The sequence below is a fragment of the Methanobacterium spitsbergense genome (genome assembly GCF_019931065.1).
Classification (GTDB): Archaea; Methanobacteriota; Methanobacteria; order Methanobacteriales; family Methanobacteriaceae; genus Methanobacterium_B; species Methanobacterium_B spitsbergense.
The window spans coordinates 123,733-149,423 of record NZ_JAIOUQ010000017.1; the positions used below are offsets into that span (position 1 = coordinate 123,733).

Here is a 25,691-nt window from a genome sequence, read left to right on the forward strand (position 1 = left end):
TTTTTCTAGAAATTGGGATACAACAGCAGTATTCTACTGTAGATCACTAGTAATATGTCTGTTGGGATGATATTCTTGATGAATACCTAATTAGACTGTTAATGGTTACTATTAAAACCTAAAGGTTTTTGAAATTTCTTTTATTGCATTAATATGTCCTCTTGCATTTACATCACCCTCAGGCTGTATAGCTTCTTGTAATGGGTTTAAATGTACTGCAAGGGCATCTGCATTTATCATATCAACTGATTTTTGTGCCAATTCAATTTGTTGACAACCAATGTTTATCCTTTTCTTTTAAAGTAAACTTATGAACTTCAATAAAAGCTTAGTTTCAAACTCTAAGAAGGAATTAATGTATAAATCTGTTTTAGGAATAAATCTAGTATTATTCTTAAAGTATCCAGATATGACCCCCATGGCAACATTTTTAATTGTATTTTATCGATATAGGTATTTATCCAGTCAATAAGAGTCATCAATAGATTTTTAACATTGAATGAACCAGTATTCAATATTCCCTCATTAATTCCAATATTTAATATTATTCTATTTAGAGCCGCTGATAAATCATTAATAGTTGATAAATCATTAATAGACATATCAGATGCAGAATAAGATTGACCATTTAAATCTATAATATAATTACTCACCTTGTAGTTACTCACTCTGGTAGTGTCCACAATAAGATGAGTGATCATTTTAACTCCGTCTACTGTTGCTGAAATTTCCACCAGATTAGGGAATGGCAAATTACCATTAGCATGATAAGTGACAATTGCCTCACTACCAATCATTATAGTTGGTACAATACCTTCATAACTTCCCCAACTTGGATCTGCAAAAATTATAGGCACATTTGATACAAAACTAAAACTTGATCCGGTGGTTAATTTCATTATTATCCGAATAGTCTCATATTCCCCATTTCTTATTTGTTTTACTTTATCAGAAGGATCAATTGTAAGGATAAACCAAGGATCATAATATGCACTTTTTACTTTGTTTTCTTTATCTGGGTTTCCATTAGAGCCCCACCAATTATACCTTGCATCTGCAGCTCGACCAGAACAATAAATCTCAAATTGACTATTTCCTATTATTCTATTAAATAATATATCCGCATCACCATAATTTGTATATATGGCTCCCCCTTTCCCTGTGGAACCGCCAGTTCCAAATTTGTTATTAATTAATTGACTATTTGATATAATCATTGTGCCATTTTGGTGACAAATAGCACCACCTGTTCCTCCATTTCCATCATAACCACGAGAACCGTCGGATCCTCCTTTACCCGGCCAAACTCCAGATCCACCATCTCCTCCATTTCCGCCTTTACTACCGTTTCCAGCAGAATTACTGGTGAAATCATTTTGTCGTGCAGTTAATATTCTTTCATTATAAATGGCTCCCCCTGATCCGCCCTGACCACCAGCAGCTCCGGAACCTCCATTTCCTCCATATTTACCAATAAACTTTGCGTCACCTCCATCTCCACCAGAACCGCCAAACCCGCCGTTACCTGCAATATTATGGGTGAATTTAGAAGATCGTACAGTTAATGTTCCTTCATTATAAATGGCACCGCCAAGGCCACCTTCACCTCCTCGTCCGCCAGAACCAGCACCTCTGGGGTTTGCGCCACTGCCTCCACTGCCCCCATTACCCCCATTTCCACCGTTACCATCAAAATTATAGTTCAATTCACTGCTTCCCATAGTTAGCGTGCCATTGTTATATATGGCTCCTCCTAAGCCTCCTTGGCCACCATTTCCACCATCACCACCACTACCTGCATCCAAACCATTACCACCATGTCCACCAAACCCACCATAACCCCCGTTTCCGTTATGATTGCTGTTAATTTTTGAAGATTGAATTTTTAAAATACCTTGATTATAAATAACTCCTCCTGAACCACCTTGGCCACCGGGACCTCCATTTCCAGCAGTTTTTGCATTAGCACCATCACCTCCGCGGCCTGCGTTACCTCCTTTACCACCGTAACCAGCATAATTACTGTTTAATGTAGAATCCACTAAGTCTATAGTGCCAGTTAAGCTAAAAGTATCATTTTTAATAATACCATTGTATATAGCTCCTCCTAAACCACCTTGGCCTCCAGGACCTCCATTTCCACCATAACCTGAACGAGCACCATCGCCTCCACGAGCACCATCTCCACCATTGCCGCCTTTGCCAGTATAATTATTACTGATGATGGAAGATTTTATTGTTACTGTATCCTGATTATAAATGGCTCCCCCTGATCCGCCCTGACCACCAGAACCTCCAGAACCACCGCCACGGGCGTCAATACCATCACCACCATGACCTCCATTTCCTCCGTAACCTCCATTTCCAGCATTATTACCGATAAAAGAACTCATAGTCACGTCAAGGACTCCAAAATTAAAAATAGCTCCACCAGAACCACCAGCAGCTCCAGATCCTCCCTCCCCACCTATAGTGCTTATTACAATGAATAGACCACCCTTTCCATCTTTACCATCGCCACCATGTCCTGCCTGATTACTAGCAAAATTAGAGTTAGATATTGTTAGAGTTCCAAAATTATAAATAGCTCCTCCAGAACCACCTAAACCACCGTAACCACCAAAATATCCATCAATTCCTCCAGGACCTCCATGTCCTGCCTGATTCCCAGTAAAATTAGAGTTAATTATGATGAGGGCGCCATAATTGCAAATAGCCCCACCTGAACCACCGAAACCACCAAAACCTGCTAAATCTCCACTATCTCCACCGTTGCCACCCGATCCTGCATAATTATTCGTAAAGTTAGTGTTTGTTATTATAAGAGTTCCTGAATTATAAATAGCTCCACCAGAACCACCAGAACCACCCGTACCTCCAATTGTTTCTGTGCCCGTAATTTTGTTTGAGCCTCCTTTACCTCCATTTCCTGCTGTGTTATTCTGGATTATACAATTTATGATACTAAGTGTTCCTTGGTTGTAAATAGCTCCACCATCATCACCAGGCCCTCCTGCCCCACCAGGATCTGTACCTAACAATCCATCAGATACTTTTCCATTTGTAATGGTCATATTAGATATAATAATGTTCAAATCATCTATTATATTGAATATTCTATCATTATTTGTCCCATTAATTATGGTAGAAATATGACCTGATCCATTTATGGTCATATTTTTGTCAATAGTTATGTCATGCTCATTATACGTTCCATGAGCAATGTTAACAATTCCCCCATTAAGAACCGTCCCTATACCATTTTTTATAGTTGCTTTGGGTCCGCTTGTACCATCCCATACTGCAAGTTGACCATCCCAATTGTCGTTTCCATGAGTGTTAACATAAATCTTGGAATTGTTCGCAGCGGATGCAGTGTTAATTCCTAAAGAAAAGATTACAATAATTCCTAGTAAGACTAAACTAATTTTAAAAACTTTTTCATTATTTCTATAGAAAGTCATTTTTTTTCACATTCTTTTATAAATATAATATCTGTAAAATTACAAAAAATTACTATAAACTATAATTTTATTTACAATCTGATCGATTAAATATAATTTATTATTAACCTCCAAATAGCAAAGTTTTTATATAAAAACAAGGATTTTGTGACAGTTTCACTAACATTCATTATTTTAGTATAATTTTAGAGCAACTAATTAATTGTGCGATTATGCAAGCAATACTCAAACTTTTAAGGTAATAACAAATTAGTATTAAAATGATAATGAAGTTTAAATTTTGGATAGAAAGGAGGTTAATTTAATGCCTGAAAACAAAAATTTATCTTATTTAATGTGATATATCACAGTAATAAATTTCAATGAAATTATATTTTCTATTAAAGCTTTTAAAACAATTTAGCCTCATAGATTTTTTTCTTTTTTGAAGGTATTTCATCTAGTATTTTGAGTGTTTGAATAATATTTGTTTTGTAATTCTAAAAATACATTTTAATTTTTATTATATTATTGTAATAGGCCTTAATAACCGTTGAATTTAAATATTAATGCTTATTAATATTTATTTGAATTGGTTTTTGGGCATTGAATCTTGCACACATCAACAAGGCTTCTAGGAAGATGGATGATACAACAAAAAATATAATACAAATACGACATATAATAATAACTATGTAAATTGAAGATAAATATCTATTAGAACAATGGTTCAATATTTAAAATATTTTCTTCAGGCACACAAAGAAATTATAGAAAGTTTTGCCATTCCTTTCATTAAACCAAGCAAAAATAAAGGAGTTGAAAACAATGAATAAAAGACAAAATCCAAAAGAAGAAGAGATATCTGTTTTAACTAAAGAACTAGCTGAGATTAAGGAAAAAAATAAAGAAAGAGACAAATTATTAGATGAACTATTGAATAACCCAACCATTTTAAAAGAATTGTATGAAAAAAAGGATTTATGAAGAATTAATAAAAAAAAACTAATGCAAAATCTTTGTTGGAGGACTTATAAAAGCGCTTTACCATAAACATTCTTTTGACCTACCTGAGTTAAATTTAAGTCCTTATTTTTTTTATAATTATAAACAAACATTTAAAACTACCATAATGTATGCATCTCGTGCTATAAAGAAGTAAGATAATTAATTTCGTTATTCCCGAATATGGTTTACCACAAGTTCGCTATAATTTTTTAAGCCACATATCCCGTAGATTGGTGGTATCCCGGTAAAATACTTAATAAAAGTCAATAGTTTATATAATTTTGTTAGTGATTATTGATTAGGTCACCGCCTTCTCTATAAATCAAGTGAAAATACATTGTTAGTATCAATTGAATATCTTATTTTTATTTATAAGTTTATTAAAGGAGTTAGGTGAATATTTATATTCTAGAACTTCAAGCTTTTATCCGTTATCCGCCCCATACTGCTCCGCCCCGAAGAACTCCACTCCATTTTAATCCAGACATATTTCAAATCATGTAATATGACTGGTTCACCACACTTATCAAAACATACACGAAAAAAAGGGATAAAGTAGTAAAAATATGGATAAATAACCAAAAAGATATAAGAAATATAATTAATAGACAATCTCTATCTTTAGTGGTGGTTAAAATGGATTTAATAATTTTAAAAGATATTGTTATCATATTTGCTTTATCAGTTCTGGTACTGATTTTGTTTAATAAAATCAGAATTCCTACTGTTTTAGGTTTTTTTATAACAGGTATTGTAGCAGGGCCTCAAGGTTTAAGTCTCATCAGTGAAGTGCAACAGGTAGAAATTCTGGCTGAGATTGGAATTATTTTCTTACTTTTTACTATTGCCCTTGAGTTTTCTTTAGAGAAATTTTCCCAGATTAAGAGACAAGCTTTGATTGGAGGGTCTCTACAACTAATCTTCACATTTATAATAGTGTTTTTAATTACATTGAGTCTGGGGTTAGGTGTGGGTGCATCTATTTTCATCGGATTTTTAATTTCATTCAGCAGTACAGCTATTGTTTTAAGACTTTTGCAGGATAAAAATGAGCTTGACACCCCCCATGGCAGAACTTCGTTGGGCATACTTATTTTCCAGGACTTAGCTGTAATTCCCATAATTTTGTTAACTCCTATACTTGCAGGGGTTAGTGTTTCGAGTGAATCTGTACTAATTTTATTGTTAGAAGGTGGAGTATTATTAATTTTCACTATTATTGCAGCTAAATGGTTGGTACCACACTTGTTAAACCATGTTGCTCAGCTAAAAAATCGTGAGCTTTTTTTATTAACTATTATCTTAATTTGTTTTGGTATAACCTGGTTAACCACATTAATAGGTCTTTCACCAGCTTTAGGGGCATTTCTAGCAGGTCTTATAATATCCAACACTAAATACGCCCATCAGGCACTGGGTAATGTGCTCTCATTCCATGATATTTTTATGAGCTTTTTTTTCGTATCCATAGGCATGTTACTTAACATTAACTTCTTTTTCCAGAATATTGGAATTATTCTACTTTTAACATTGGGAGTTTTACTAATCAAAACGTTCACAGCAGGATTAGCTACTAGGTTTCTGGGTTTTCCACTGCGTATAATGGTAATTGTAGGTTTGATACTCAGCCAGATTGGAGAATTTTCCTTCATTTTATCTAAAGTTGGTATTCAATATGGATTGATCAGTTTAACCATCTTCCAAATATTTTTAAGCGTATCGATAATTACTATGGGTTTAACCCCTTTTTTAATGACCATATCACATAGAACATCTTTATTATTCAATAAATTTCCATTAAAATCTATTTTAGAGCCTAATATTGTCCAGACAAACAGTTCTGAATTTGAATTGGATGATCATTTAATAATCATTGGCTATGGTGTTAATGGTAAAAATGTTTCCATGGCTGCTCATAACTCATCCATACCTTATGTGGTGGTTGAAATTGACCCGGGAATGGTTAAAACTGATAAAGAAGGTGAAATTTTTATATATGGTGATGCTGCGCAGGAAACTATTTTAAAAAAAGCTAAGATTGAAAAAGCCAGAATAATGGTTGTTGCTATTTCTGATCCGGTTAATACACGTAGAATAATTGAATTGAGTAAAAGAATCAACCCCGATTTATATATTATCGTCAGAACAAGATATATTGATGAAATTAAAATTTTAAAAAGTTTAGGGGCTGATGAAGTTATTCCTGAGGAGTTTGAAACATCAGTGGAAATTTTCAGCCGGGTTTTGGATGAATATAATGTTCCTCATGATAGAATTAACCGTTTTATAAATGAAGTTAGAGAAGAGAATTATGGAATGTTTCAGCGGATTATGCAGGATAAAGAAGTGACTTGCAATATAGAAACCCTTAGTCCTCCTTCTGAAACAGCTCTTATTAAAGTAGGTGAAAAATTTTTAATAGAGGGGGAAATATTAAAATCTGATATAGAAAAGAAGTTTGGTATTATAATTCAAAATATTATTATAAACCAAAAAATAATTAAAAATCCACTTGAAAATCAGCCTATAACTAAAGGGTACATAATAACCATTTCCGATTCTCGAGAAAAAATATCAGAGATAAGGAATTATCTTGAATAAACAGTAATGTTCAATGTTCTGTATATGAGGAGATGAGAGAAATTTCGAATAAAAAAAAAACTGAATGTTTATCCGAATAAATTTTTAAAGAATTGTTATTGAGAATGTCCAAAAATTTTAAAATAAAACATTTTAGAAATATGGATTAATATGTTTTAAGTAGGGAGGGTGTTATAAAATGTTAAAAATAAGGGAAATATGTTTATTAATAGTTTTTATTTGTTTTATAGTAGCAGTATCGGGATGTACTTCATTTGATCCGGTTAAGGTCGTTGTAAATTATCCTGGTAGCTGGAATGGTACAATATCTGATGAAACTGGGACTCATACAATAGAAGGCACTGGTGATAAAACAATCGATTTAGGTAGTATCAGTGGTAGTGTGGATGTTAGGGTTGATAAAAAAGATAATAGCTCAGACACACTAACTGCATCAATATTAAGAGGGAATAAAACTGTTAACTCAATGAATACTACTTCAGATTATGTGAGAACAGGTATTTATTTAACTCGTTAAAAAGTAAGGAATATTAAACAATTGATTACTAGTGGGTACTCCGCGGAGGAGCTATAAGAAGAATAATAATTGCGTTAATGAAATTCAACAATTACAAAAGCAACCTTGAACAAGAACAACCTGAAATTTCTTTTCAACCTCTTAGCTCGGATAAGATAGAAAAATTAACCGAACTCTTAAAGGATAATAGAGTAATCACAGAATCAGAGTATGATCTAATATTTGTATAAGAATAAAATCAAGAAATCGGCCATTACATTGGATGTCAAATGAGATTGGGTTGAAGAAAAGGCAAACAAAATTCTGTTCGGAATAGATCAGTAAAGGAGAATTTATCAAAATGTTCGAATCGATCGGCACCGCACTGCATGGTGAACCTGTTAATAAAGAAGAAGTAAAGCGATTGCGGGAATTGATAGTGTATGAAGGATCTGATCTAAAAAAAAGTTTGATAAGATTCTTCACCCTGCTAATTCTTGCTACAGGTATTGCTACGTATGGACTATTAGGGAATAATGTGGCAACAATTATAGGGGCTATGATTGTAGCACCACTCATGCTGCCGATTATGGGACTTGCTTTCGGTATCAGCATTGGTGATAGCAAAGCCATTAAAAGTACACTTACTTATCAGCTTGGCAGGAATCGCCACAGCGATCGTAATTGGTTACATTTTGACCTTACCTATAAGTAACATTGTCCAGCCCCTAAACATCGACCAAATAATGAGTCGTACTTCACCACGTATTTTGGACCTCCTTGCGGCCCTAGTTACCGGGCTTGAGGTGCTTTTGCCATGTCGCGCAGCGATGTTTCTGACACCCTTCCAGGGGTGGCAATCGCAATATCTCTTGTTCCTCCTTTAGCAAATACGGGCATTCTATTGGCAACATCTAATTATACCTTGGCCATTGGGAGTTTTCTGCTCTTTATAACAAACTACTTTGCAATATTGCTGACAGGAGCTGCCCTTTTTGCACTAATAGGCTTTTCCAGGGCAGCTCGCCTAAATCAATCTGTGCACACAAGGCGGAAAAGTATTGCTATTGTCTTAGTCATGATTTCTTTGATTGCTATACCACTGGCCTATAACGGCTACAACATCAATATCAATAACGCTATCACACAAAATGTTCAAGATGCATCAACCACCTGGTTGAATGGAACTTCATACAAGGTAGCATCCGTAAATGCAGAAAATGCCAACAATACAGTGATTCTCGTTGTTGTAGGAAACGGTCAGTTACCTCCTGTGCAAGACCTCGAGCAGCAGCTTGATGGAAAGCTTTATAGTAGAACACTCCAAGTTGAAGTAATCCCTTCCAATACATACTATTTAAAATAATTAAACACTAATAGGGCCAGTGTTATTATGAATAGACAGTTTTTGAATTGTTCTGGAAAGACAGAAACTTGAAGGAAGAATGCCTATAAAAAGAACATTTTTCATATAACAATTTAAAAAAACTAATATAATCATCCTAAACTCTTCTCAACAATCATAATTTCATCTTCTGTCAAACTACTGGAGAACAAACAAATGATGCTATGACGAACTAAAATATCCAATTTCGTTATTACCAGAATTTAACGAAATAAAAATGGCTATTTACTGTAAATAAGTCCATAATCCTACTAAATTGGAGATATGATTATATTATGGTAATATTATTGTATGGTCAGATATCTGGACTTGTATCTTCTTTAGTAACTATGTTTTAGGGTTTAAATTTTTTTGTTTATAATAAATTTTAGGTTAATTTTAATGTTGCAGATTATTGACTATAAAGAATTTCAAATATAGGTATTAACTTGTTGAAATTAATAACATTGAATGTCTTTTTTACCTAATATTCAATTAAATCCGCTCCATACATCTGTAATGGATAATTTTTTTTAAACGTTAAAAAAGAGCAAATATTTCATTTAATAAATTTATATTTTTTAGCAATCCTACACATTGCATTATCTCTTAAAATAACTCTTTGTGCTTTATGTCTTCCAGATTTAACTATAACTTGGATATCGGATATCTTTCTTGCCTCGCCTACTATCCGATCTCCTTTTATTGTTGTTCCTTCTTTAGTATATGTGTCAGTCATGTTTTTATCCCTTGTAAGCGTCCTTCTTGTTCTAATTCTTCTGTTATCTGGCATACTAATTCATAATCTAATTCTAGGTTTTCGGATACTTCATAGTCATAAGCTTCGTTGTAATTCCTGTAATATCCTAAAATTTCTTTTTTAGCATCTTCATAAATAATATCACGTAGTTTTATAACTTTGGTAGCTTTCAGTTTATCTCTTACGGATTCTCTTAAAAAATCGGATACACTTAAATATAATCCATTGTTTACTAGATTTACTATTTCTTCATATTCCCTTAGAGTTAATTTTGTCCCTACTGTTTTAGCTTGTTTTATTTCTTTATGATCTGCAAAAGTCATATTTTGTTATATATGGTTAACTATATATAAACTTGTTAAAATTACAAAGATAAAAATGAATTTTGGAAAAAATATAACACATTCATTTATTGCCATTTTAAACTATTCAATTTTTATCCAAAAATGCCCGCTAATCTATTAGTTTAATGGCCGAGTAAAAAACTCGAATCCAAAAAATTATACTCATTAATAATTAAAATTTGACTTCGTTAAATCGTTGGGTATATAGCGAATACTTCGATAGCGTTCGTGAACCGGCTCCAAAAAATCGCATCAGAAATCAGGGACCCTCCAAGAATTTTTGTGGACGGCATCCTGCGAAGCGGAAGGATTCCAAAAGTAAAAAAATAAAATAGTATTGTATTATTTTAATTCTACGATTTCTTAGGTCTCTTGTGATTCTATACTGTTCAGGAATTCGTCTCATGAAATATCCAAATACACCACCAATTATAGCCAAATGATCATTTCCACGAGGATGAAGTTACTATTGGAATCACTGTAAGCAGTACAGCTATTACACCAGAATAAGTGCATTAAGTACGCCGTCTTTTATGTTCTCCGTCAATCAAAACACTTACTACAAGTCATACCAGAAAGAAACCAAGGACCATTACACTTTGGGCCTAGATACAAAGACATAGCCACAAGAGCCAGAGTGAACAATATACCTATTTATCATTGGTCTCCGTTCAAACATAAATTCTAACTTCCTAAAATTTTTATGAAAATCCTCAAATACATTATTCTATGATGGAATGAAAGATGGGCCTTCAAAATCATTTGGAAAGTTATAATGGATAATGGTTAAATCATCTATATAAACCACGGGTCCACGAAAATATGCGGTAAGGATTCCTCCACCACCAATTGGCGCCCAATTAGTGGTGATTGTTGACCCATAAACGTACAATGTGCCTGTATTATAGATGCCCCCACCTAAGCCAGCAGTATTGTTTTTAATTGTTGAATCTTCAATAGTTAAGAAACCATGATTCCCAATTCCTCCACCGGTACCGAGATCATTATCACACTGCCTTGAAGTATTGTTTGTAATATTGGAATCTTCTATAGTTAATGACCCTCCCTCAATATAGATTCCTCCACCGTCAGTAGATGCGCTGTTGTTTTCGATTATTGCCCTGCTTATAGTCATTGTACCGAAATCAGTTGAGATGCCGCCGCCGTAGCTTTGTGATGCGCAGTTGGTGATTGTTGAGTTTTCTAGGGTTACTGACTGCCCGTCATTACGTATTCCTCCACCACCCCAGTTTTTGGGTGTTATCCCATTTTTTAAGGTGAAGTTGATGATTGTAACTGCAACTGATCGGGTGTATATATGTCCATCTGCTGATTGGATGATTATACATGGATATGCTTGTTGTCCATCGATGATGGTGTTGTTTTGGTTATCCCCGATTAGAGTGATATTTTTATTGATCTGAAGATTATTATAATATGTTCCGGGTCCTACTCTTATAGTGTCACCCGGATTTGCAACTCCAAGTGCGATTTCAATATTCCGTTTAGGCCTTTCCGGTGTTAATCCATCATTCCTATCCGTACCATTTTTAGCAACATATATCGTCTTAGCACCGACCGGATCAACATTTACTCCACCAACACTCACATTATTATCGTTTGGCGCCACGCTGATAGCATAAATTCCAGGAACACTTCCCATAATCATTAAAACTACCAGGAATAGCGGCATTTTAAAATCTTTCATCATATGAACCTCCTATCTAAATAATACTTTGTTGATCTTTAATATCCACTAGGGGCTATGTTTACAGGGGCATTTCCAGGTCCAATGAGAACGTATGGTATGTCCAACATCACCGAAATACTGTGAATTATATCCTTCATAGTCCCAGGATTACCATCTGTTGTCTATGTTGATTTTAATTAAAGTATAATGTAAAAGTTTTAATATATAAGTATTCTGATTATTGATGTCTATAAACGATTAGGATGCCCAGACTGAGAATTAATTTGAAAAAGTTTAAAAAATAAAATTTTGCCCATAGCTTGGGCAAAAAAATTGGAGATCCCTTTTTCGAATTTATACTCATACTATATCTTAATGCCAGATGTCTATGAAATTTTTATGTTTATCCAGGCGATATTTGACATCGTCCCATCTGGCAGTTGTAGTCTGTAGGCTAATGAATCAGTTCCCATGTAGTCCTTAAATGGAATATACTGTATGGTGGTATGACCGAATACGGAGTCGGCCAATGTAGAGTTTCCATGTAATGGTGATTGAACCCGAAGAATTTTGCCATTAGAGCTAATATTCAAGTTTAAGGCCTTGTCTTTGGCGATGGTGTAAGTTAAATTTTGCGCAGTGTCATTTAAAGTAATATTAATTGAATTATCATTAACTACTTGGATATTAACCGTAGCAACTTTGGATATGAAGCCTTTACTGTCCTTTACTTTGTAGGTTAAGGTATCATTACCTAGATACCCATCAGCAGGTGTGTACACAAATCTAGTACCATTAACAGTTATATTCCCGTGTTTAGGTGCAGATACTATGATGGCATTTACCAAATCACCATCTTCATCTGTGGCATTACAAACACCCACCCAATCCTTATTCATGGCGGTGATCACTGACATATTTCCAGCTACAGGAACATGCCCAGAAGATGAAAGTGACAGGAAATTGTTTAAATCCTCCTCAGAATTGTCCGCTTTGTCCTTATTGTCATTAGCCATAACCTTGATTGGTGCAATGGACACAGCTAATGCGGCTGCTGCTATTGTAAGAGTTACCCCTAGAACTTCTAATCGTCTCTTAGTTTTTTCAAGCTTTCTTATCTCTGCTGAGATGCCTGCGCGCAGTAGTACATATGTCGCTTTTTTTGTTATCTTTAGTGCCTTGATCTTGTAGTGCAATCTCAATACATACAGACCTATTGATCCTGCCAACATACCGAGGGCACCGGCAGAGATCTCGAGTCCAAGAGCAGATTTTCTTGCGTCTTTGCCTTATCCTGTAGTGCCTGTATATCCTTATCTTGTAAATTGTATGCTTGATGAACTACCGTATAACTGTCAATATACGTACTTGGTACTAAAACGTATGAAATTCTATCGTCTGCCGATTGTTTTGAGATATTAGCGGTTTGGTGATTTTCTCCCTGTATGGTCACAGAATTATCTGTGATGTTATAGATTTTTACATATCTGTAATAATTATCATTAGTGCGGTAATTAACTACATCACCCACATGCAAACCCCCGCTGTCAAGGGTCGACTTCACCGTAAAATTTTTGGGAGCAAATGCTATCGAAAGCTTGTTCGCCATGTCCACGGCTTGGTCATACGCCGGAGAATTATCGTTCGTTGCATTGACTTCAATGTTATTTAACTCATTTTGTGTCCAATTAAGATCGGTTGCGGTTGTGTTTAAGCTTTGACTATGATCCAGGAGGTCCTTGCTTATTTTCAGAATTTGGATCGTTTTTAAGGTCAGCAGGTGGATCCTTTTTTTCATGATCCTTTTTTTGACTATGTCTAGTGGAATCTTATCAAGCTCGTCTAGAGTTTGATTCAAAAGTTCTGTATCATTTGTTATTCCTTCAGTTTCCTGATCTATTTGATTTGTATCGTCTGCTATCTTTAGGTTTAAGAATTCCTCATAGGTCATATTAGGGATGGGATTGTGTCCTGTTGCATTATATATTATATCTACCAGAGGAAGATCGGAAAGATTAGTTTCTGATACTTCTCCTGGGAGAACTATTTTATCTGATTGGGTTTGTCCATTTCCAGAACTATTTGTTACCGTCTGTAGCCTGGCGGCCTTATCTTTAATGCTAAAATATAAATCTTTAATTTCAAACACTGTTGTAAGAATCCTGTCGATTCTGTACCATGGAGTATGTAAAAGTTCTTCGACTTTTGTATTGAATTTATCCATGTCAGCTTGCATTACTTCAGCCAGTGGTCCCATTTGGGTCCCATAATTTTGCAGTGCTTCAAGCTGCCCTTGATCAACAGGATATGAATTATTATCGCTTCCGAATACTTCTCCCATCTCTGCCGCGCTTGCCGGAGTCATACTTATTATTAAAATAACAATAAACAGACTTAAAAGTTTAATCTTCATCTTTATCATTACAATAAACCCTCCTTCTATAAGCGTAATTATTAGGAAAACCTTTGCATTTCCCTTCAACATCTATTAGAAAATCCTGCGTATGCTCCGTTTTAACTGATTAAACAGAGTATACTCTCTTTAAAATGGAAATTACTTGATGTTTATATGGTAAATAACGTACTTTGGAACAACCCATTCATATTCATGATTATATGTGTTTTGCGCCGGGTTTGAATGTCTTAAAAAAAGAACACTTGCTGTTTAAGTAAACTATACTAAGGCTGCGAAATGGTAGAATTCAGTTTATCATGAAAAAGAAGTTTTTTCGTACGTCTATTTGATGTTCTTCTATATTTAATAAATTATCTACTGCGAATACTCCTGAAAAACCCTGCTTAAAGAGAAAATAGTAAGGATTAGCATGTGATTATTTTTCAAGATCTGAGCATTTCACCTCCCATGTCCTTACAACTAAAGTATAATGTAAAAGTTCAAATATATAAGTATTACGATTATTATTACTCAGCTACATAAATCAACAGATAATAAAATTAATAATCAACATCCCTAGACTAACACTTATAATTAGAGAATATTCCAAATTAAAAAATTTAATTAACGAATTAAAATCTCTAGATGGGGAGGAATTAGTAGATAAATTATTCCCCAAGATAAAACATGGTCAAATATGTTCAGATCAAATTTAGGAGATATTGATACTAATGCTACACCTTTGAAATATTTGAAGAATTAAGAAAAAATATAACTCAACCAGAAGTACCTACGAATGTTATACTCCGTTTCAACTCCGAATAACAATTGTTAAATTTCCATAAAAATATTTAGTATGAAAATTATGCTATATTTAGGGGATAATTTTATGGTTGAATATGTCCGTAAGGTTGGTGATGATTGTTGGCATTTCTGTACAAATTGCTCAAAATATCCGCAGTTTAGTACTTACAGAAGAGTATCTAATCCAAGTTCAGATGATATATGTAGAGAATGTTTAAGAAATGAAAAGAATAACAATTGCAACAAAAAGTATTAATATGTTAGGATTATATAATAATTATTATGGGCGGATTCATACTGGGGTTCCAGGGGGGTTCCCTAAATTAGTTAATTCTTTATTACTTATCTTATAACCTCAAAACAAAGACTAAAATTTAGAAGGGATACTTATGAAAAGAATGTTTAAATGAAAAAGTAGCATTTTAATTATTCATAATAATAGGAATTTTAGTAAGTGGTTTCATAGGATATTTTTTAATTTCTTTATCAAATATCCAGGCCATCTCAGTAAAACTATCAAGGCCATCTCAGTATCTGTCTTTGACTGTATATAATCTGAAATTAATTGATTTGTATAATATAAATATATTCAACTTCGTTAAATCGTGCTATAACGAAGTAGAATTGCATATTTTTTTAATTAAATTAATATAAACTATTAAAATTAACGATACAGGTATATTAAAGGTTAATAATTTAATTGACTGATCCTGGGACTTCTATCTATTTTAATATAGAGTTTTTGGGTTATATTATTATCATATCCAATTACTATTTGCTAGAGTGCAGATAAAGAACATTATAGACTAATAAATACTTAATAATAACCTGTTTTAATAAATTTAAAGACTTATGAACTTCTTTTATTGAATATTTTTTTTATCAGATTTTGGATTATATTCTTAAATATTCTTCTTAAGATCATTAACTGTTTCTTTATGAATCTTTTCATATACCTGAAAATCAGGATCTTCTTTTATCATTTCTTCAAATTCTGTAAGTGCGTCCTGAAAAATTTCTAAGTTTAATATTTTTATTTTAATTCTTTTTAATTCATTTAAGTTATCTATGGCCATTCTAAGATCCGATTCATTTTTATCTTTTTTGTAGATATTAAAAGAGTCTATAATAAGATTATAAAACATCAAATCCATTACCATTACAAATTGCATTAAATTTTTCAGATTCTGATAGGATTTTACAGTATCTTCCAAACTTTTTGATAGAATGTCAAATAAATGATTATTGATTCTTTTCGATGCCCTGTTGTAAATATTGGGATTAGTATGTTGATGATCTTGAAAAAATTTAACGGTGGTATTCATCTTATTTAATCCATCATTCTTATTTTCATTCATGAATACATCATCTATAGCTTTGTTAGTATACATAACTAATTGGTCTTCCAATTCTTGGGGATCAGAGTTTTCTACAATCCTATTAAATTTATTCTCAATATTTTTTGTCATCTTTTACTCATCTTTTGGGCTTTTTCTAGAATTTCAATCTTCTTCTCAAGCTCTTCAACTTTCTGAGCTTCTTTGATTCTAGCATAGGTCTTCGATAAATAGGCAAGAGTTCTGATCATCTTTATCCTAACTTCTTCCTTTTTAGGATCCTTAATTCTTCCATTCCTAATTTTTTCAGATAAATTCTGGATTTCTTTTTCCAAAATTTCAGAAACACCATCTAATCCTAAAATTTCCTTATCTTCCAAGTTATCTAAATCCTTATCCATATTCGTCATCTCTAATTTTTCTGTAAGAAAATGGTAAATATCCTATTACATTAATGTCAGGATATTCAATACAAACATACTCCTTTTTTATGTAATTCTACTCAATGGCTCGTTGCTATACTCTATGACATTACTAACCTATAAATATTATGAATTTTGGATTTTATCCCATATTAAATAAAAATAACTAAAAAAATAGGATAAAAAGTTAAAATAGGTTTTTAAAAATTTTTTATTGCCTATTTAAAGGTTTTAATCTATACAAAACCTTTAAAATAAGAAATAATGTTAAAAATTTGAAGAAAAAAAATAATTTAATTAATTTATAACACCTACGCCTTTATAGTGAATCCAATACCCCGTAATTCATCAGGATCATATATTCTTCTTCCATCAACCACTATTGGCAGATTCATCAAATCTTTAATCTTTTTAAAATCTATGGATTTGAATTCATCATGTAGTGTAATTAAAACAAGTGCATCTGCACCATTTAAAGCAGTATATAAATCATTGTTCAATACTCCAAATTTTTCATTGATTTCTTCGATGTACGGATCTACTACAATGACATTTGCTCCTTTCCATTTTAAATTTTTAGTCAATGTTTTAGCTGGTGATTCGCATGGATCGCCTACATTTCTTTATATGAGAAACCTAAAACAACTATATTTGAATTTTTTATTGATTTTTCCTTTTCATTTAGAGCATCTTGTACCAGATTAAACATGTGTAATGGCATGTTATCACTAATGGATCTTTCAGCAGCAATAAATTTAGAGTGATAACCCAATTCCTTGGGCTTTTTTAACTAGATAGTATGGGATCTACCTCCGGGATAATAAACATTAAAATTCCATTTACTACTTAAGTGCTTCAGGAAATATTTCATTGTCTAAAATTGCTATTTTCATTCTTTTTAATTCATTAATTTGATCCTGAGCATTCTTAAGATACGATTCATCTTTTTTTCTTGGTAACCAATAATTAATTCGGTAATATAATTAAGAGTCATTAAATCAATAATACCAATAAGATCAATAAAAAGTTTCAGTTCATGATTGTATAAAACAGCATCCTCTAAAGTTTTAGAGAGCATTTTCAGTAAATGAGCTATAATTTTATTTGATGCATTGCTGAAACTTATGGGATTACGATGTTCATGATCTTGAAAAAATTTAACAGTGGTGAGCATCTTTTCTAACCCCTCAGGTTAAATGTGTTTACTTTTGACTCCTGTTACCAATATATCATCAGCTTTTCACTATAATTATTCCCATATTAATAATAGTAATAATCCATATACCCCTAGATCCATATTATTTTAATATCAGAGGTGATAATAATGAATATACTTATATATTTAAATTTATTTACTTAACACTTATCGACGGACAGAAAAAAGCCAAATGGTATAAAAAACATCATATATTTTACCACCAGGGCGATAATTGTTATATTAGTCCAAACATTAACGAAGCTGATGGTTACATGATTAGCCTTGGAAACAACTCTGGCTAACTGGTGGGGTTGTGCTTCTAGCTCATGATGCAAGTGTAATAATGCTTCGTAATTCTGGTTTAGATATTCCTTGGCTTGATAAAGTTGGTAAAATAGATATCAAAGACAATGTTTTTATTGGTAATAGTGCTATCATCCTTCCAAATATAACTATCGGCCCAAATGCCATCATCGGTGCTGGCTCTATTGTCACTAAGAACGTACCATCCAATACTGTCGTTGCTGGAAACCCTGCAAAAGTAATTTGTAGCCTTGATGAATATATCAAGAAGATAGATGCAAAGAGTAATCTCTATACTTGGAACGCCAATACACCTCAAAATCAATTAATCCAAGCACGAATTAAGCATTTTTGGAAGTATTTTCGGGGTTAAAAGTTTCAAAAAATTAATTTCCTGCTCCAACTGCTACTACTACGAAAATTCGGGGGCATTTTAAGTAGTTTTACTTTTAGCTGGAATTTTACTTGCCATATATGTCAAATTTGATAATGAAGAAATTTTAATAATAAAAAGCATTTTTAGAAGGGGGAATTAAATTCAAGTGTAAAATATGTGGTAATAAAAAAGACAATAAAATTTTAAAGATTAAAGAAATGATGTTTGGATCAGGAGAATCTTTTGATTATGTAGAATGCTCTAAATGTGGATGTCTACAAATAATAGAAATTCCGGATAATATGGGAAGATATTATCCTAATAAAAACTACTACTCATTTGAAAATAAGCAAAATAATTATAACGCTTTAATGAAGATATTAATCAATAAAAGGGATGAATATTGTTTATTGAAAAACAATCTTTTTGGAAAGTTAATAAATATTAAGTATCCCAACCAATTTTTTTCTATTTTAGGAGATTTGAAGATAAATAATAATTCAAAAATATTGGATGTTGGCTGTGGTTCGGGAAAATTCCTTTTTCGATTAAAAGAGCTAAATTTTAATCAACTCAGTGGAATCGATCTTTATGTGGAAAAAGAAGTTTTGTCTGAGAAATTGGAAATTACAAGAAAAAACATCCATCAGTTACACAATGAACAAAAATTTGATCTGATACTTTTCCAACACTCATTGGAACACATGTATGACCCATTTGAAACCTTTAAAAAAGTTGGGAGTATCTTATCAAAAAATGGGATTTGTATAGTAAGAATGCCCGTTAAAACAAACTATATATGGAAACTTTATGGAGTTAATTGGGTACAAATAGATGCCCCACGACATTTTTTGATCAATACTTTAGAAAGCTTTAATTTTCTTTTAGAAAAAACGAATTTTAAGCTTCAGAATGTCATTTTTGATTCTAATGATTTTGTATTTAGAGGAAGTGAACAGTATAAGTTAGGTATTCCTTTAAACGCATTAAACTCATATTCTATAAATCCCAAAAAAAGTATTTTTACGCCCGAAGATATTAAAAAGTTTCAGGAAAAAGCTAAAGAATTAAATAAAGAAAAATTAGGAGATCAAGCAATGTTTGTAATAACAAAGTCATGAATAAATTCAAAAAAGAGATTATGAACCAAATAGTTGGATGAATTTGAAGGATTTCATAATTCTTCTAATTCATTTATATAACTTCCTCTTGATACCTTTTTCAACAAGTTTTTGTAAAAATAAGCATAATGGTAAATTTAATAATATATCATCTATTATAGATGTTTATGAAAGGTGAAAATGTTGTTCAATCATGCTCAATTATAATTCCATTGCTGACACCAAAGACTAGTTCAAAATTTAAAAAAAATAAATGAAATTGATGAAGTAGTTATAGGAAAATCTTTCGGATACAATCCTAAAGACAAATTTAAAGAAGAATTTGAAGAAACCATTGAATTTTTAGATGATTTATAATGAACACAATCCAAAGAATAACCAAAAATGTCGGAGTACTTTTCATATCTCAGTTGATGAGCTACGTTTTAGGGTTCTTCACTTTGGTCTACACCGCCAGATATTTGGGTGTTGAAGGATTCGGCACATTATCACTTGCACTTGCATTTACAGGTATTTTTAGTGTTTGTATGGATCTAGGATTGAGCACTCTCACTATAAGAGAAGTCGCAAGGAATAAATCACTTGCAAAAAAGTTTGTTGCTAATATAACATTTATTAAGATAATTCTGGCCATATTCACTCTTTTCGTTATATTTATTGTTGTCCAAATTTTAGGATATAACCCTCAAACAATGCAGGTTATTTATGTAATTGCATTATACACTGTTTTTACTACTTTTTCCCAACTATTTTATGCTGTTTTCCAGGCAAATGAAAAAATGGAATATCAATCTGTAGGGGTTATTTTAAGCAGTGTTTTGCTACTGGCAGGAGTTTTTCTAGCCATATACCTAAAATTCAATATTATACAATTCTCTTTAATTTATTTATTCAGTGGAGCATCCATTTTGTGTTATGCACTCCTTGCATACTCTAGAAATTATTCTTTGCCAAACCCAACGTTAAATATTGTCTATTGGAAAGATTTGATTAAAGAATCATGGCCTTTTGCAATTACAACTATTTCTATTAATATATACATATGGATAGATACGATATTATTATCAATTATCATTGGAACTGCTGCTGTCGGCGTATATAACGCATCTTACAAACTCGTATTAATTTTAATTGTTATTCCTGTAGTTTTCAACAACGCTGTTTATCCATTGATGTCCCAATATTACATTTCATCAAGACAATCCCTTAACTTAATGTTTGAAAAACTATTCAAAATCATGATACTAATAGCCTTGCCCCTTGGTGTTGGAACTGTTCTAATAGCTAAAAAGGTTATAATGTTAATTTACGGTGCACAATTCCTTGGGGCTGTAATTGCTATGCAGATTTTGATTTGGTCAATCGTTCTGATTTTTACACGAAGTCCATTCGAAAGACTTTTGGAATCATCAAACAGACAACTCACCGTTACCAAAATATTTGCAATAGGAGTTATATTTAATGTGATTATGAATATCATTGTAATTCCAAAATACAGCTATGTTGGTGCAAGTATAATAACAGTCCTAACTGATACAATAGTTTTAGCATTACTTATTGTAGCTACAAAGGATATGGGACTTTCAATCACTAAAAACAGCAAAATAAGTTTGATCAAAATAATAATGGCTAGTTTGATTATGGGAATAATATTAAAATACTTGTTAAACCTAAATGTTTTCTTAGAAATTATTATTGGGGCAATAATTTACATTTCAATTCTTTTAATACTAAAAATATTTGATGACGAAGAAATAAGGATAATAAAATCAGTATTAAGGTGAGAGGAATAGATTCATTTAATCATTTATCAAAATTCATAATGTCTCTTGGGGACTTATTTAATAACTCTTTCCATTTCTATGCTATTTTAATCAGACAACAAAAAAGAATATACAAAAAACAAATCAAACCCAACTATATAAATACATAAAAACAAACTAATTTCTAAAAAAATAACTAAAATTTATGAAACATCCTCTTAATTAGCGAATTCTTTAACACAATTTATAAATTCAAAAATAGAATATGATCAAAATAAAATAAAAAAACTTTTTCAAATAATTTTTATATCGTTATGGCTTAGTAAATATTCATATTTTATAGGAGAGAATAGATTAGCTGAAGGATGTGATAAAATGAATAATTCTAAAACTAGAGATAATAATACAATTTTAGAAGTATTAAAAGATAATCTTTGTACTGGATGTGGAACTTGTGTTTCATTATGTCCTGAAAATGCTATTAATATGAAGATGCGAGACCCAGAAAAAAATTTCATACCATCAATTGATAATAAAAGTTGTATTAACTGTGGTTTATGCTTAAAAGCATGTCCTGGACAAGAAGTAGATTTTAAAAAGTTAAATATTGATGTCTTCAAAGAGGAACCTAAAGATTGTTTGATAGGTAATTATACTAATTGTTATATGGGTTACTCAAAAATTCATAAAATTAGATGTGATAGTTCTTCAGGAGGTCTAGTAACACAAATTTTAATTTTTGCTTTAGAAAATGGCTTAATTGATGGTGCTCTAGTAACTAAGATGAAAAATGATAGTACATTAAAGCCAATACCTTTTATTGCAAGAAGTAAAAAAGAGATTATTGATGCATCTAAATCCAAATATTGTCCTGTACCAGCCAACGTGGCTTTAAAAGAAATTTTAGATGCCCCAGACCATGAGAAGTTTGCAGTTGTGGGTTTACCTTGTCATATTCATGCTATAAGGAAAGCAGAGATGTTAAACAAAAAACTTTTAAATAAAATTAGTTTACATTTAGGATTATTTTGTCATCATGGCGTAAGTTTTGAGGGGACTGATTTTTTTATAAATCGGATGAAAATAAATAAAAAAGATATTGTTGATCTTAGTTATCGAGGAGATGGTTGGCCTGGAAAATTTAAGGTTGTTTTAAATGATGAAAAAATTGAAAAATATCGTTTTTGGGAATTTTTTGTTTATCCTAGTTTCTATTTTTTTACCCCAAAAAGATGTTTTATGTGTAGTGATGCACTTAATGAATTAGCTGATATCTCTTTCGGTGATGCTTGGCTACCTGAACTTGTAGTAGAGAAAAAGGGTATTTCAGTCATGATTTCCAGAAATAAAAAAGCAGATAACTTAATTCAAAAATTAGAACATGCAAATATGGTAGAATTAAAGATGTGTGGATCTAATGATGTTATTAAATCTCAAATGCCTGCTTTATATTTTAAGAAAAGAAGCTTAAATGCCCGGAAAAGAATTTCAAAATTATTAAACACTCCATTTACTTCTGATAATACATATCTGATTGAATCAAATATTTTTGACTATTTATTTGTAATCTTAATTTATATAAACAATTATTTATCATCATTTAAATTTATTCAAACATTAGCTAATTTAATGCCGATGATTTTTATTAGAGGTTATCGTTACATTTTATATAAGTTCATTAACTCAAGAAACCTAAATAAGTAGGATTATAAATCTAATAATTTTTTCACTTGAACAACATTATAAAAAGATTTCTTTTTTAGAGGTTGTATATTTTCTTTTAATTCTTTACTTATCGTTTCTTTTTCTTTCCATATTTCATCAATTTTTTTTATGATAACGTCTAAGTTTAATTCCTTAAAATTAAAAATAAATTCTTTCTGACCGGCCATTTCCATTATTCCATTAGTTTTATGACTGTATCCTATTGCTAAAGTTGGAACGTACATTGAAATTGCAGCAATGTTTGCATGCATCCGGGATCCTATGAATAATTTACAAGTTCCGATAATTCCTTTTAATTCATCTGGAGTAAGTTCTTCGGATATATTAACGACATGTGTTTTATTAGTCAATTTTTCAATTATTTTATTTGCAATTATTCTATCATCATTTATTTCACCAGGGCCAGTCACATGGGGGACAAGAACCACTTTTAAATTAAATTGATTAGTTATGTATTTTATCACTTCCAACATTATTTGTTCATACTGATTGATCTTCATAGAGCCAGTATTAGAATCAAAATATTGTAATCTACTGATTGAATTACTTAAAGAAATCCCAATTATTTCTTCTTTATCATTTATTCCGTATTTAGATAAAATGTCAAAGGTATCTTTTTTAGAAATAGGTCTCAATAAAAATGCAGAATCTGCAGTTATATAAATTGGAACTTTTGAAACTTTCATATTTTTCAACAATTCAGCACTAATAACCTCTCTAACGGTGATCAAACTAACCCTATTTAATAAAAATTTAGCATAAAATTTACATATAAAAGACAGAAATGATGAGTGAATTTTAGTTTGAGGCCATTTAATGTTAAAAGGCCCAATAGATTGTGCATAAATAAAGACCTTCTTATCCAATAAAATCCCTATGTGGATTCTAATTAGAGAATGTAAAGTTGATAAAATTCCATAATCTCCACTAAGTCCATCTCCACTGATTTCTATAATCAAATCAGCATCTAAATAAGTTTTGATAATTGTTTCTTTTACCAGTTTTCTATTTAAATCTAATTTTATATATTTCAAATAAATTGCTAAAAATAGATAATAACCCCATGATATAATACGACTTAAAGGAAAATTCTTTTTTAATTCGGGTAATATTTCAATTTCAGGATACCTTTTTTCCATCTGTATGTCTTCTATAAAATAGGATACTACTATAAACTCTGTATCCGGAATAATACTTTTAATAGATTCATAAGCACTCAATATTAATGCCGCACCTCCCTTATTTACAGATAAATTACCCCCAATGAAAACTATTTTAGCCATTTAACGATCTCCTGTGATAAAATTTTAACAGATAATATAATCAATTTTTCAATCATACCCAATAAAATTGATAATAAATGTATGGGCGATAATATCTTACCAAATTTGGTATAATTAAAGGTGTAATAAAATCTAGATTTACTCAACAATAAATAAAGTTTAATTTCATCATTTATACTCCTTTTTTCAAAGTGTTTGTGAATGAAAAAATCATTAAAAGACAAACCATTAGTAAGACCTAATTGTTCGATTTTTTTTGCTAATACCACTTCTTCACAATATAAAAATAAATTTTCATCAAAAAATCCTACTTTCCTTAAAATTTCTGATCTTATAACAAAACATGATCCTGGTAAACATTCAACATAGCTTAATCCTTCATTTACGCCAATAAAATCTAAATATTTATATTTAATGGGATTATACATTTTTCTCACCAAATCTGAACTCATAAAAATATAATTAAAAAAACTCGGTATTCTCCAAGCAATTTGGGAAAAAATAAGGTTTTCATTGTAATTTAGCATTAAACCAGTTACAGCAGCTAACTTAGGATCACGTTCTAAATATTTAACAATATTCTTAACAAAATTTTTATTTGGGATAGTTACATCAGGGTTAGTAATTAATATATACTTAGATTCAAAATTATTTAAAATAAATTTTGCTCCATAATTATTTCCATAAGAATATCCCCTATTCTTATCTGTTTTAACAACATATACATCAGTAAAACCTCTAAAAAATTCTTTAAGTTTAATAAAAGAGTGATCAGGGGAATCATTATCAACAATAACTATTTCATCAAGATTGTCAAGTATTTGTAGATTAAAAACTAGTTCCTTTGTATCATCAATTGAATTATAGTTTAAAACAATTGCACAGCATTTATTATTCTCCATAGGTTATTTAAACAATGACATAATATTAAAGTTTATTGTTTTTTTATTTAATTATAACAAAATTTATATAACTTGTTACTTAATTTTGCTTTTTTCATAGAGTTTTTTGTTGATGAGTAAAAGGAGGCTGTCAAGTTAATGGGTGTTGGGGTTTGTGAAAAAAAAATTCGATTAACCTATAATTTTAGTTATCGTGTCTTATAATTAAATTTGAAGACCGTTAAGAATAAATATGAGTGAAGGCAGATTTATTAGTATGACAAGTACAATAATATCTGCCTTCGGTTCTTCTATAGGTTTTATACAACTTAAACTTTCCGATTATGATCAAAGAGA

Annotated in this window: 24 protein-coding genes and 1 pseudogene; 12 read left to right on the plus strand and 13 right to left on the minus strand. The window is 31.4% G+C overall.

Annotated elements, in window-relative coordinates; all coding sequences use genetic code 11:
- Window positions 1-111: 111 nt before the first annotated feature.
- Together K8N75_RS13875 and K8N75_RS14190 are read right to left on the minus strand one after the other, a co-directional pair.
- Window positions 112-261: a hypothetical protein gene (locus K8N75_RS13875; protein WP_223792646.1), complete on the minus strand. Its 150-nt coding sequence runs from the start codon at window positions 259-261 to the stop codon at window positions 112-114.
- Between the two features lie 80 nt (window positions 262-341).
- On the minus strand, window positions 342-3,464 hold the full coding sequence (locus K8N75_RS14190) for a hypothetical protein (RefSeq protein ID WP_255591019.1): 3,123 nt from the start codon (window positions 3,462-3,464) through the stop codon (window positions 342-344).
- Between the two features lie 807 nt (window positions 3,465-4,271).
- On the opposite strand from K8N75_RS14190, the gene K8N75_RS13885 reads away from it, so the two are divergent.
- From K8N75_RS13885 to K8N75_RS13910, 7 genes and pseudogenes are all read left to right on the plus strand, one after another.
- Window positions 4,272-4,430: a hypothetical protein gene (locus K8N75_RS13885; RefSeq protein ID WP_223792647.1), complete on the plus strand. Its 159-nt coding sequence runs from the start codon at window positions 4,272-4,274 to the stop codon at window positions 4,428-4,430.
- Between the two features lie 657 nt (window positions 4,431-5,087).
- Window positions 5,088-7,052: a cation:proton antiporter gene (locus K8N75_RS13890; RefSeq protein WP_223792648.1), complete on the plus strand. Its 1,965-nt coding sequence runs from the start codon at window positions 5,088-5,090 to the stop codon at window positions 7,050-7,052.
- A 178-nt stretch (window positions 7,053-7,230) separates the two neighbouring features.
- The gene (locus K8N75_RS13895) at window positions 7,231-7,569 is read left to right on the plus strand and encodes a hypothetical protein (protein ID WP_223792649.1); all 339 of its coding nucleotides are present in this window, start codon (window positions 7,231-7,233) and stop codon (window positions 7,567-7,569) included.
- 77 nt (window positions 7,570-7,646) lie between these two features.
- Window positions 7,647-7,799 carry a hypothetical protein gene (locus tag K8N75_RS13900; RefSeq protein ID WP_223792650.1) on the plus strand — a complete coding sequence of 51 codons (153 nt, stop codon included), beginning with the start codon at window positions 7,647-7,649 and terminating at the stop codon, window positions 7,797-7,799.
- 110 nt (window positions 7,800-7,909) lie between these two features.
- Window positions 7,910-8,263, plus strand: a complete 354-nt coding sequence (locus K8N75_RS14195; RefSeq protein WP_255591021.1) for a DUF389 domain-containing protein — start codon at window positions 7,910-7,912, stop codon at window positions 8,261-8,263.
- A pseudogene (locus K8N75_RS14325) lies at window positions 8,166-8,467 on the plus strand (DUF389 domain-containing protein); the annotation flags it as partial. The gene K8N75_RS14195 and the pseudogene K8N75_RS14325, both read left to right, overlap by 98 nt.
- Before the next feature lie 168 nt (window positions 8,468-8,635).
- Window positions 8,636-8,914, plus strand: coding sequence for a hypothetical protein (locus K8N75_RS13910; RefSeq protein ID WP_223792670.1), 279 nt, complete (start codon window positions 8,636-8,638; stop codon window positions 8,912-8,914).
- A 577-nt stretch (window positions 8,915-9,491) separates the two neighbouring features.
- On the opposite strand, the gene K8N75_RS13915 is transcribed toward K8N75_RS13910, so the two are convergent.
- The 5 genes from K8N75_RS13915 to K8N75_RS13935 form a co-directional block, all read right to left on the minus strand.
- Window positions 9,492-9,671, minus strand: coding sequence for a hypothetical protein (locus tag K8N75_RS13915; RefSeq protein WP_223792651.1), 180 nt, complete (start codon window positions 9,669-9,671; stop codon window positions 9,492-9,494).
- Entirely contained in the window at window positions 9,668-10,015 is a 348-nt protein-coding gene (locus K8N75_RS13920) for a hypothetical protein (RefSeq protein ID WP_223792652.1), read from the minus strand. Before K8N75_RS13920 ends, K8N75_RS13915 begins: the two co-directional genes overlap by 4 nt.
- 748 nt (window positions 10,016-10,763) lie before the next feature.
- On the minus strand, window positions 10,764-11,744 hold the full coding sequence (locus K8N75_RS13925; protein WP_223792653.1) for a right-handed parallel beta-helix repeat-containing protein: 981 nt from the start codon (window positions 11,742-11,744) through the stop codon (window positions 10,764-10,766).
- 368 nt (window positions 11,745-12,112) lie between these two features.
- The gene (locus tag K8N75_RS13930; protein ID WP_223792654.1) at window positions 12,113-12,958 is read right to left on the minus strand and encodes an Ig-like domain-containing protein; all 846 of its coding nucleotides are present in this window, start codon (window positions 12,956-12,958) and stop codon (window positions 12,113-12,115) included.
- Window positions 12,940-14,208, minus strand: coding sequence for a hypothetical protein (locus tag K8N75_RS13935; protein WP_223792655.1), 1,269 nt, complete (start codon window positions 14,206-14,208; stop codon window positions 12,940-12,942). Before K8N75_RS13935 ends, K8N75_RS13930 begins: the two co-directional genes overlap by 19 nt.
- 802 nt (window positions 14,209-15,010) lie before the next feature.
- Here K8N75_RS13935 and K8N75_RS13940 point away from each other — a divergent pair.
- Window positions 15,011-15,181: a hypothetical protein gene (locus tag K8N75_RS13940; protein ID WP_223792656.1), complete on the plus strand. Its 171-nt coding sequence runs from the start codon at window positions 15,011-15,013 to the stop codon at window positions 15,179-15,181.
- A gap of 646 nt (window positions 15,182-15,827) precedes the next feature.
- Here the strand turns inward: K8N75_RS13940 and K8N75_RS13945 are convergent.
- The 4 genes from K8N75_RS13945 to K8N75_RS13960 all read right to left on the minus strand — a co-directional run bounded on the left by K8N75_RS13945 (window position 15,828) and on the right by K8N75_RS13960 (window position 17,858).
- Window positions 15,828-16,394 (minus strand): hypothetical protein, encoded by a 567-nt coding sequence (locus tag K8N75_RS13945; RefSeq protein ID WP_223792657.1) that lies wholly within the window; start codon window positions 16,392-16,394, stop codon window positions 15,828-15,830.
- Window positions 16,391-16,663 (minus strand): DUF8136 domain-containing protein, encoded by a 273-nt coding sequence (locus tag K8N75_RS13950; RefSeq protein WP_223792658.1) that lies wholly within the window; start codon window positions 16,661-16,663, stop codon window positions 16,391-16,393. Before K8N75_RS13950 ends, K8N75_RS13945 begins: the two co-directional genes overlap by 4 nt.
- Window positions 16,664-16,995: 332 nt before the next feature.
- On the minus strand, window positions 16,996-17,268 hold the full coding sequence (locus tag K8N75_RS13955; protein WP_223792659.1) for a UDP binding domain-containing protein: 273 nt from the start codon (window positions 17,266-17,268) through the stop codon (window positions 16,996-16,998).
- A gap of 314 nt (window positions 17,269-17,582) precedes the next feature.
- Window positions 17,583-17,858, minus strand: a complete 276-nt coding sequence (locus K8N75_RS13960) for a hypothetical protein (protein ID WP_223792660.1) — start codon at window positions 17,856-17,858, stop codon at window positions 17,583-17,585.
- Window positions 17,859-18,195: 337 nt separating this feature from the next.
- On the opposite strand from K8N75_RS13960, the gene K8N75_RS13965 reads away from it, so the two are divergent.
- The 4 genes from K8N75_RS13965 to K8N75_RS13980 all read left to right on the plus strand — a co-directional run bounded on the left by K8N75_RS13965 (window position 18,196) and on the right by K8N75_RS13980 (window position 23,149).
- On the plus strand, window positions 18,196-18,558 hold the full coding sequence (locus K8N75_RS13965) for an LbetaH domain-containing protein (RefSeq protein ID WP_223792661.1): 363 nt from the start codon (window positions 18,196-18,198) through the stop codon (window positions 18,556-18,558).
- 221 nt (window positions 18,559-18,779) lie between these two features.
- Complete coding sequence (locus K8N75_RS13970) at window positions 18,780-19,682, plus strand: class I SAM-dependent methyltransferase (protein WP_223792662.1); 903 nt, start codon at window positions 18,780-18,782, stop codon at window positions 19,680-19,682.
- A gap of 356 nt (window positions 19,683-20,038) precedes the next feature.
- On the plus strand, window positions 20,039-21,466 hold the full coding sequence (locus tag K8N75_RS13975) for a flippase (RefSeq protein ID WP_223792663.1): 1,428 nt from the start codon (window positions 20,039-20,041) through the stop codon (window positions 21,464-21,466).
- A gap of 354 nt (window positions 21,467-21,820) precedes the next feature.
- The gene (locus K8N75_RS13980) at window positions 21,821-23,149 is read left to right on the plus strand and encodes a Coenzyme F420 hydrogenase/dehydrogenase, beta subunit C-terminal domain (RefSeq protein ID WP_223792664.1); all 1,329 of its coding nucleotides are present in this window, start codon (window positions 21,821-21,823) and stop codon (window positions 23,147-23,149) included.
- A 2-nt stretch (window positions 23,150-23,151) separates the two neighbouring features.
- Here the strand turns inward: K8N75_RS13980 and K8N75_RS13985 are convergent, their stop codons facing one another.
- Window positions 23,152-24,453, minus strand: coding sequence for a polysaccharide pyruvyl transferase family protein (locus K8N75_RS13985; RefSeq protein WP_223792665.1), 1,302 nt, complete (start codon window positions 24,451-24,453; stop codon window positions 23,152-23,154).
- Complete coding sequence (locus tag K8N75_RS13990; protein ID WP_223792666.1) at window positions 24,441-25,355, minus strand: glycosyltransferase; 915 nt, start codon at window positions 25,353-25,355, stop codon at window positions 24,441-24,443. The genes K8N75_RS13985 and K8N75_RS13990 overlap by 13 nt, the downstream gene beginning before the upstream one ends.
- Window positions 25,356-25,691: the final 336 nt, after the last annotated feature.

Bases quoted from the DNA above. Each gene is read 5' to 3' on its own strand.
- K8N75_RS14190 (WP_255591019.1), bottom strand. From the start codon at position 3,464: ATGACTTTCTATAGAAATAATGAAAAAGTTTTTAAAATTAGTTTAGTC.
- K8N75_RS13885 (WP_223792647.1), top strand. From the start codon at position 4,272: ATGAATAAAAGACAAAATCCAAAAGAAGAAGAGATATCTGTTTTAACT.
- K8N75_RS13890 (WP_223792648.1), top strand. From the start codon at position 5,088: ATGGATTTAATAATTTTAAAAGATATTGTTATCATATTTGCTTTATCA.
- K8N75_RS13895 (WP_223792649.1), top strand. From the start codon at position 7,231: ATGTTAAAAATAAGGGAAATATGTTTATTAATAGTTTTTATTTGTTTT.
- K8N75_RS13900 (WP_223792650.1), top strand. From the start codon at position 7,647: ATGAAATTCAACAATTACAAAAGCAACCTTGAACAAGAACAACCTGAA.
- K8N75_RS14195 (WP_255591021.1), top strand. From the start codon at position 7,910: ATGTTCGAATCGATCGGCACCGCACTGCATGGTGAACCTGTTAATAAA.
- K8N75_RS13915 (WP_223792651.1), bottom strand. From the start codon at position 9,671: ATGACTGACACATATACTAAAGAAGGAACAACAATAAAAGGAGATCGG.
- K8N75_RS13920 (WP_223792652.1), bottom strand. From the start codon at position 10,015: ATGACTTTTGCAGATCATAAAGAAATAAAACAAGCTAAAACAGTAGGG.
- K8N75_RS13925 (WP_223792653.1), bottom strand. From the start codon at position 11,744: ATGAAAGATTTTAAAATGCCGCTATTCCTGGTAGTTTTAATGATTATG.
- K8N75_RS13930 (WP_223792654.1), bottom strand. From the start codon at position 12,958: ATGTTGGCAGGATCAATAGGTCTGTATGTATTGAGATTGCACTACAAG.
- K8N75_RS13940 (WP_223792656.1), top strand. From the start codon at position 15,011: ATGGTTGAATATGTCCGTAAGGTTGGTGATGATTGTTGGCATTTCTGT.
- K8N75_RS13945 (WP_223792657.1), bottom strand. From the start codon at position 16,394: ATGACAAAAAATATTGAGAATAAATTTAATAGGATTGTAGAAAACTCT.
- K8N75_RS13950 (WP_223792658.1), bottom strand. From the start codon at position 16,663: ATGGATAAGGATTTAGATAACTTGGAAGATAAGGAAATTTTAGGATTA.
- K8N75_RS13960 (WP_223792660.1), bottom strand. From the start codon at position 17,858: ATGCTCACCACTGTTAAATTTTTTCAAGATCATGAACATCGTAATCCC.
- K8N75_RS13970 (WP_223792662.1), top strand. From the start codon at position 18,780: ATGATGTTTGGATCAGGAGAATCTTTTGATTATGTAGAATGCTCTAAA.
- K8N75_RS13975 (WP_223792663.1), top strand. From the start codon at position 20,039: ATGAACACAATCCAAAGAATAACCAAAAATGTCGGAGTACTTTTCATA.
- K8N75_RS13980 (WP_223792664.1), top strand. From the start codon at position 21,821: ATGAATAATTCTAAAACTAGAGATAATAATACAATTTTAGAAGTATTA.
- K8N75_RS13985 (WP_223792665.1), bottom strand. From the start codon at position 24,453: ATGGCTAAAATAGTTTTCATTGGGGGTAATTTATCTGTAAATAAGGGA.
- K8N75_RS13990 (WP_223792666.1), bottom strand. From the start codon at position 25,355: ATGGAGAATAATAAATGCTGTGCAATTGTTTTAAACTATAATTCAATT.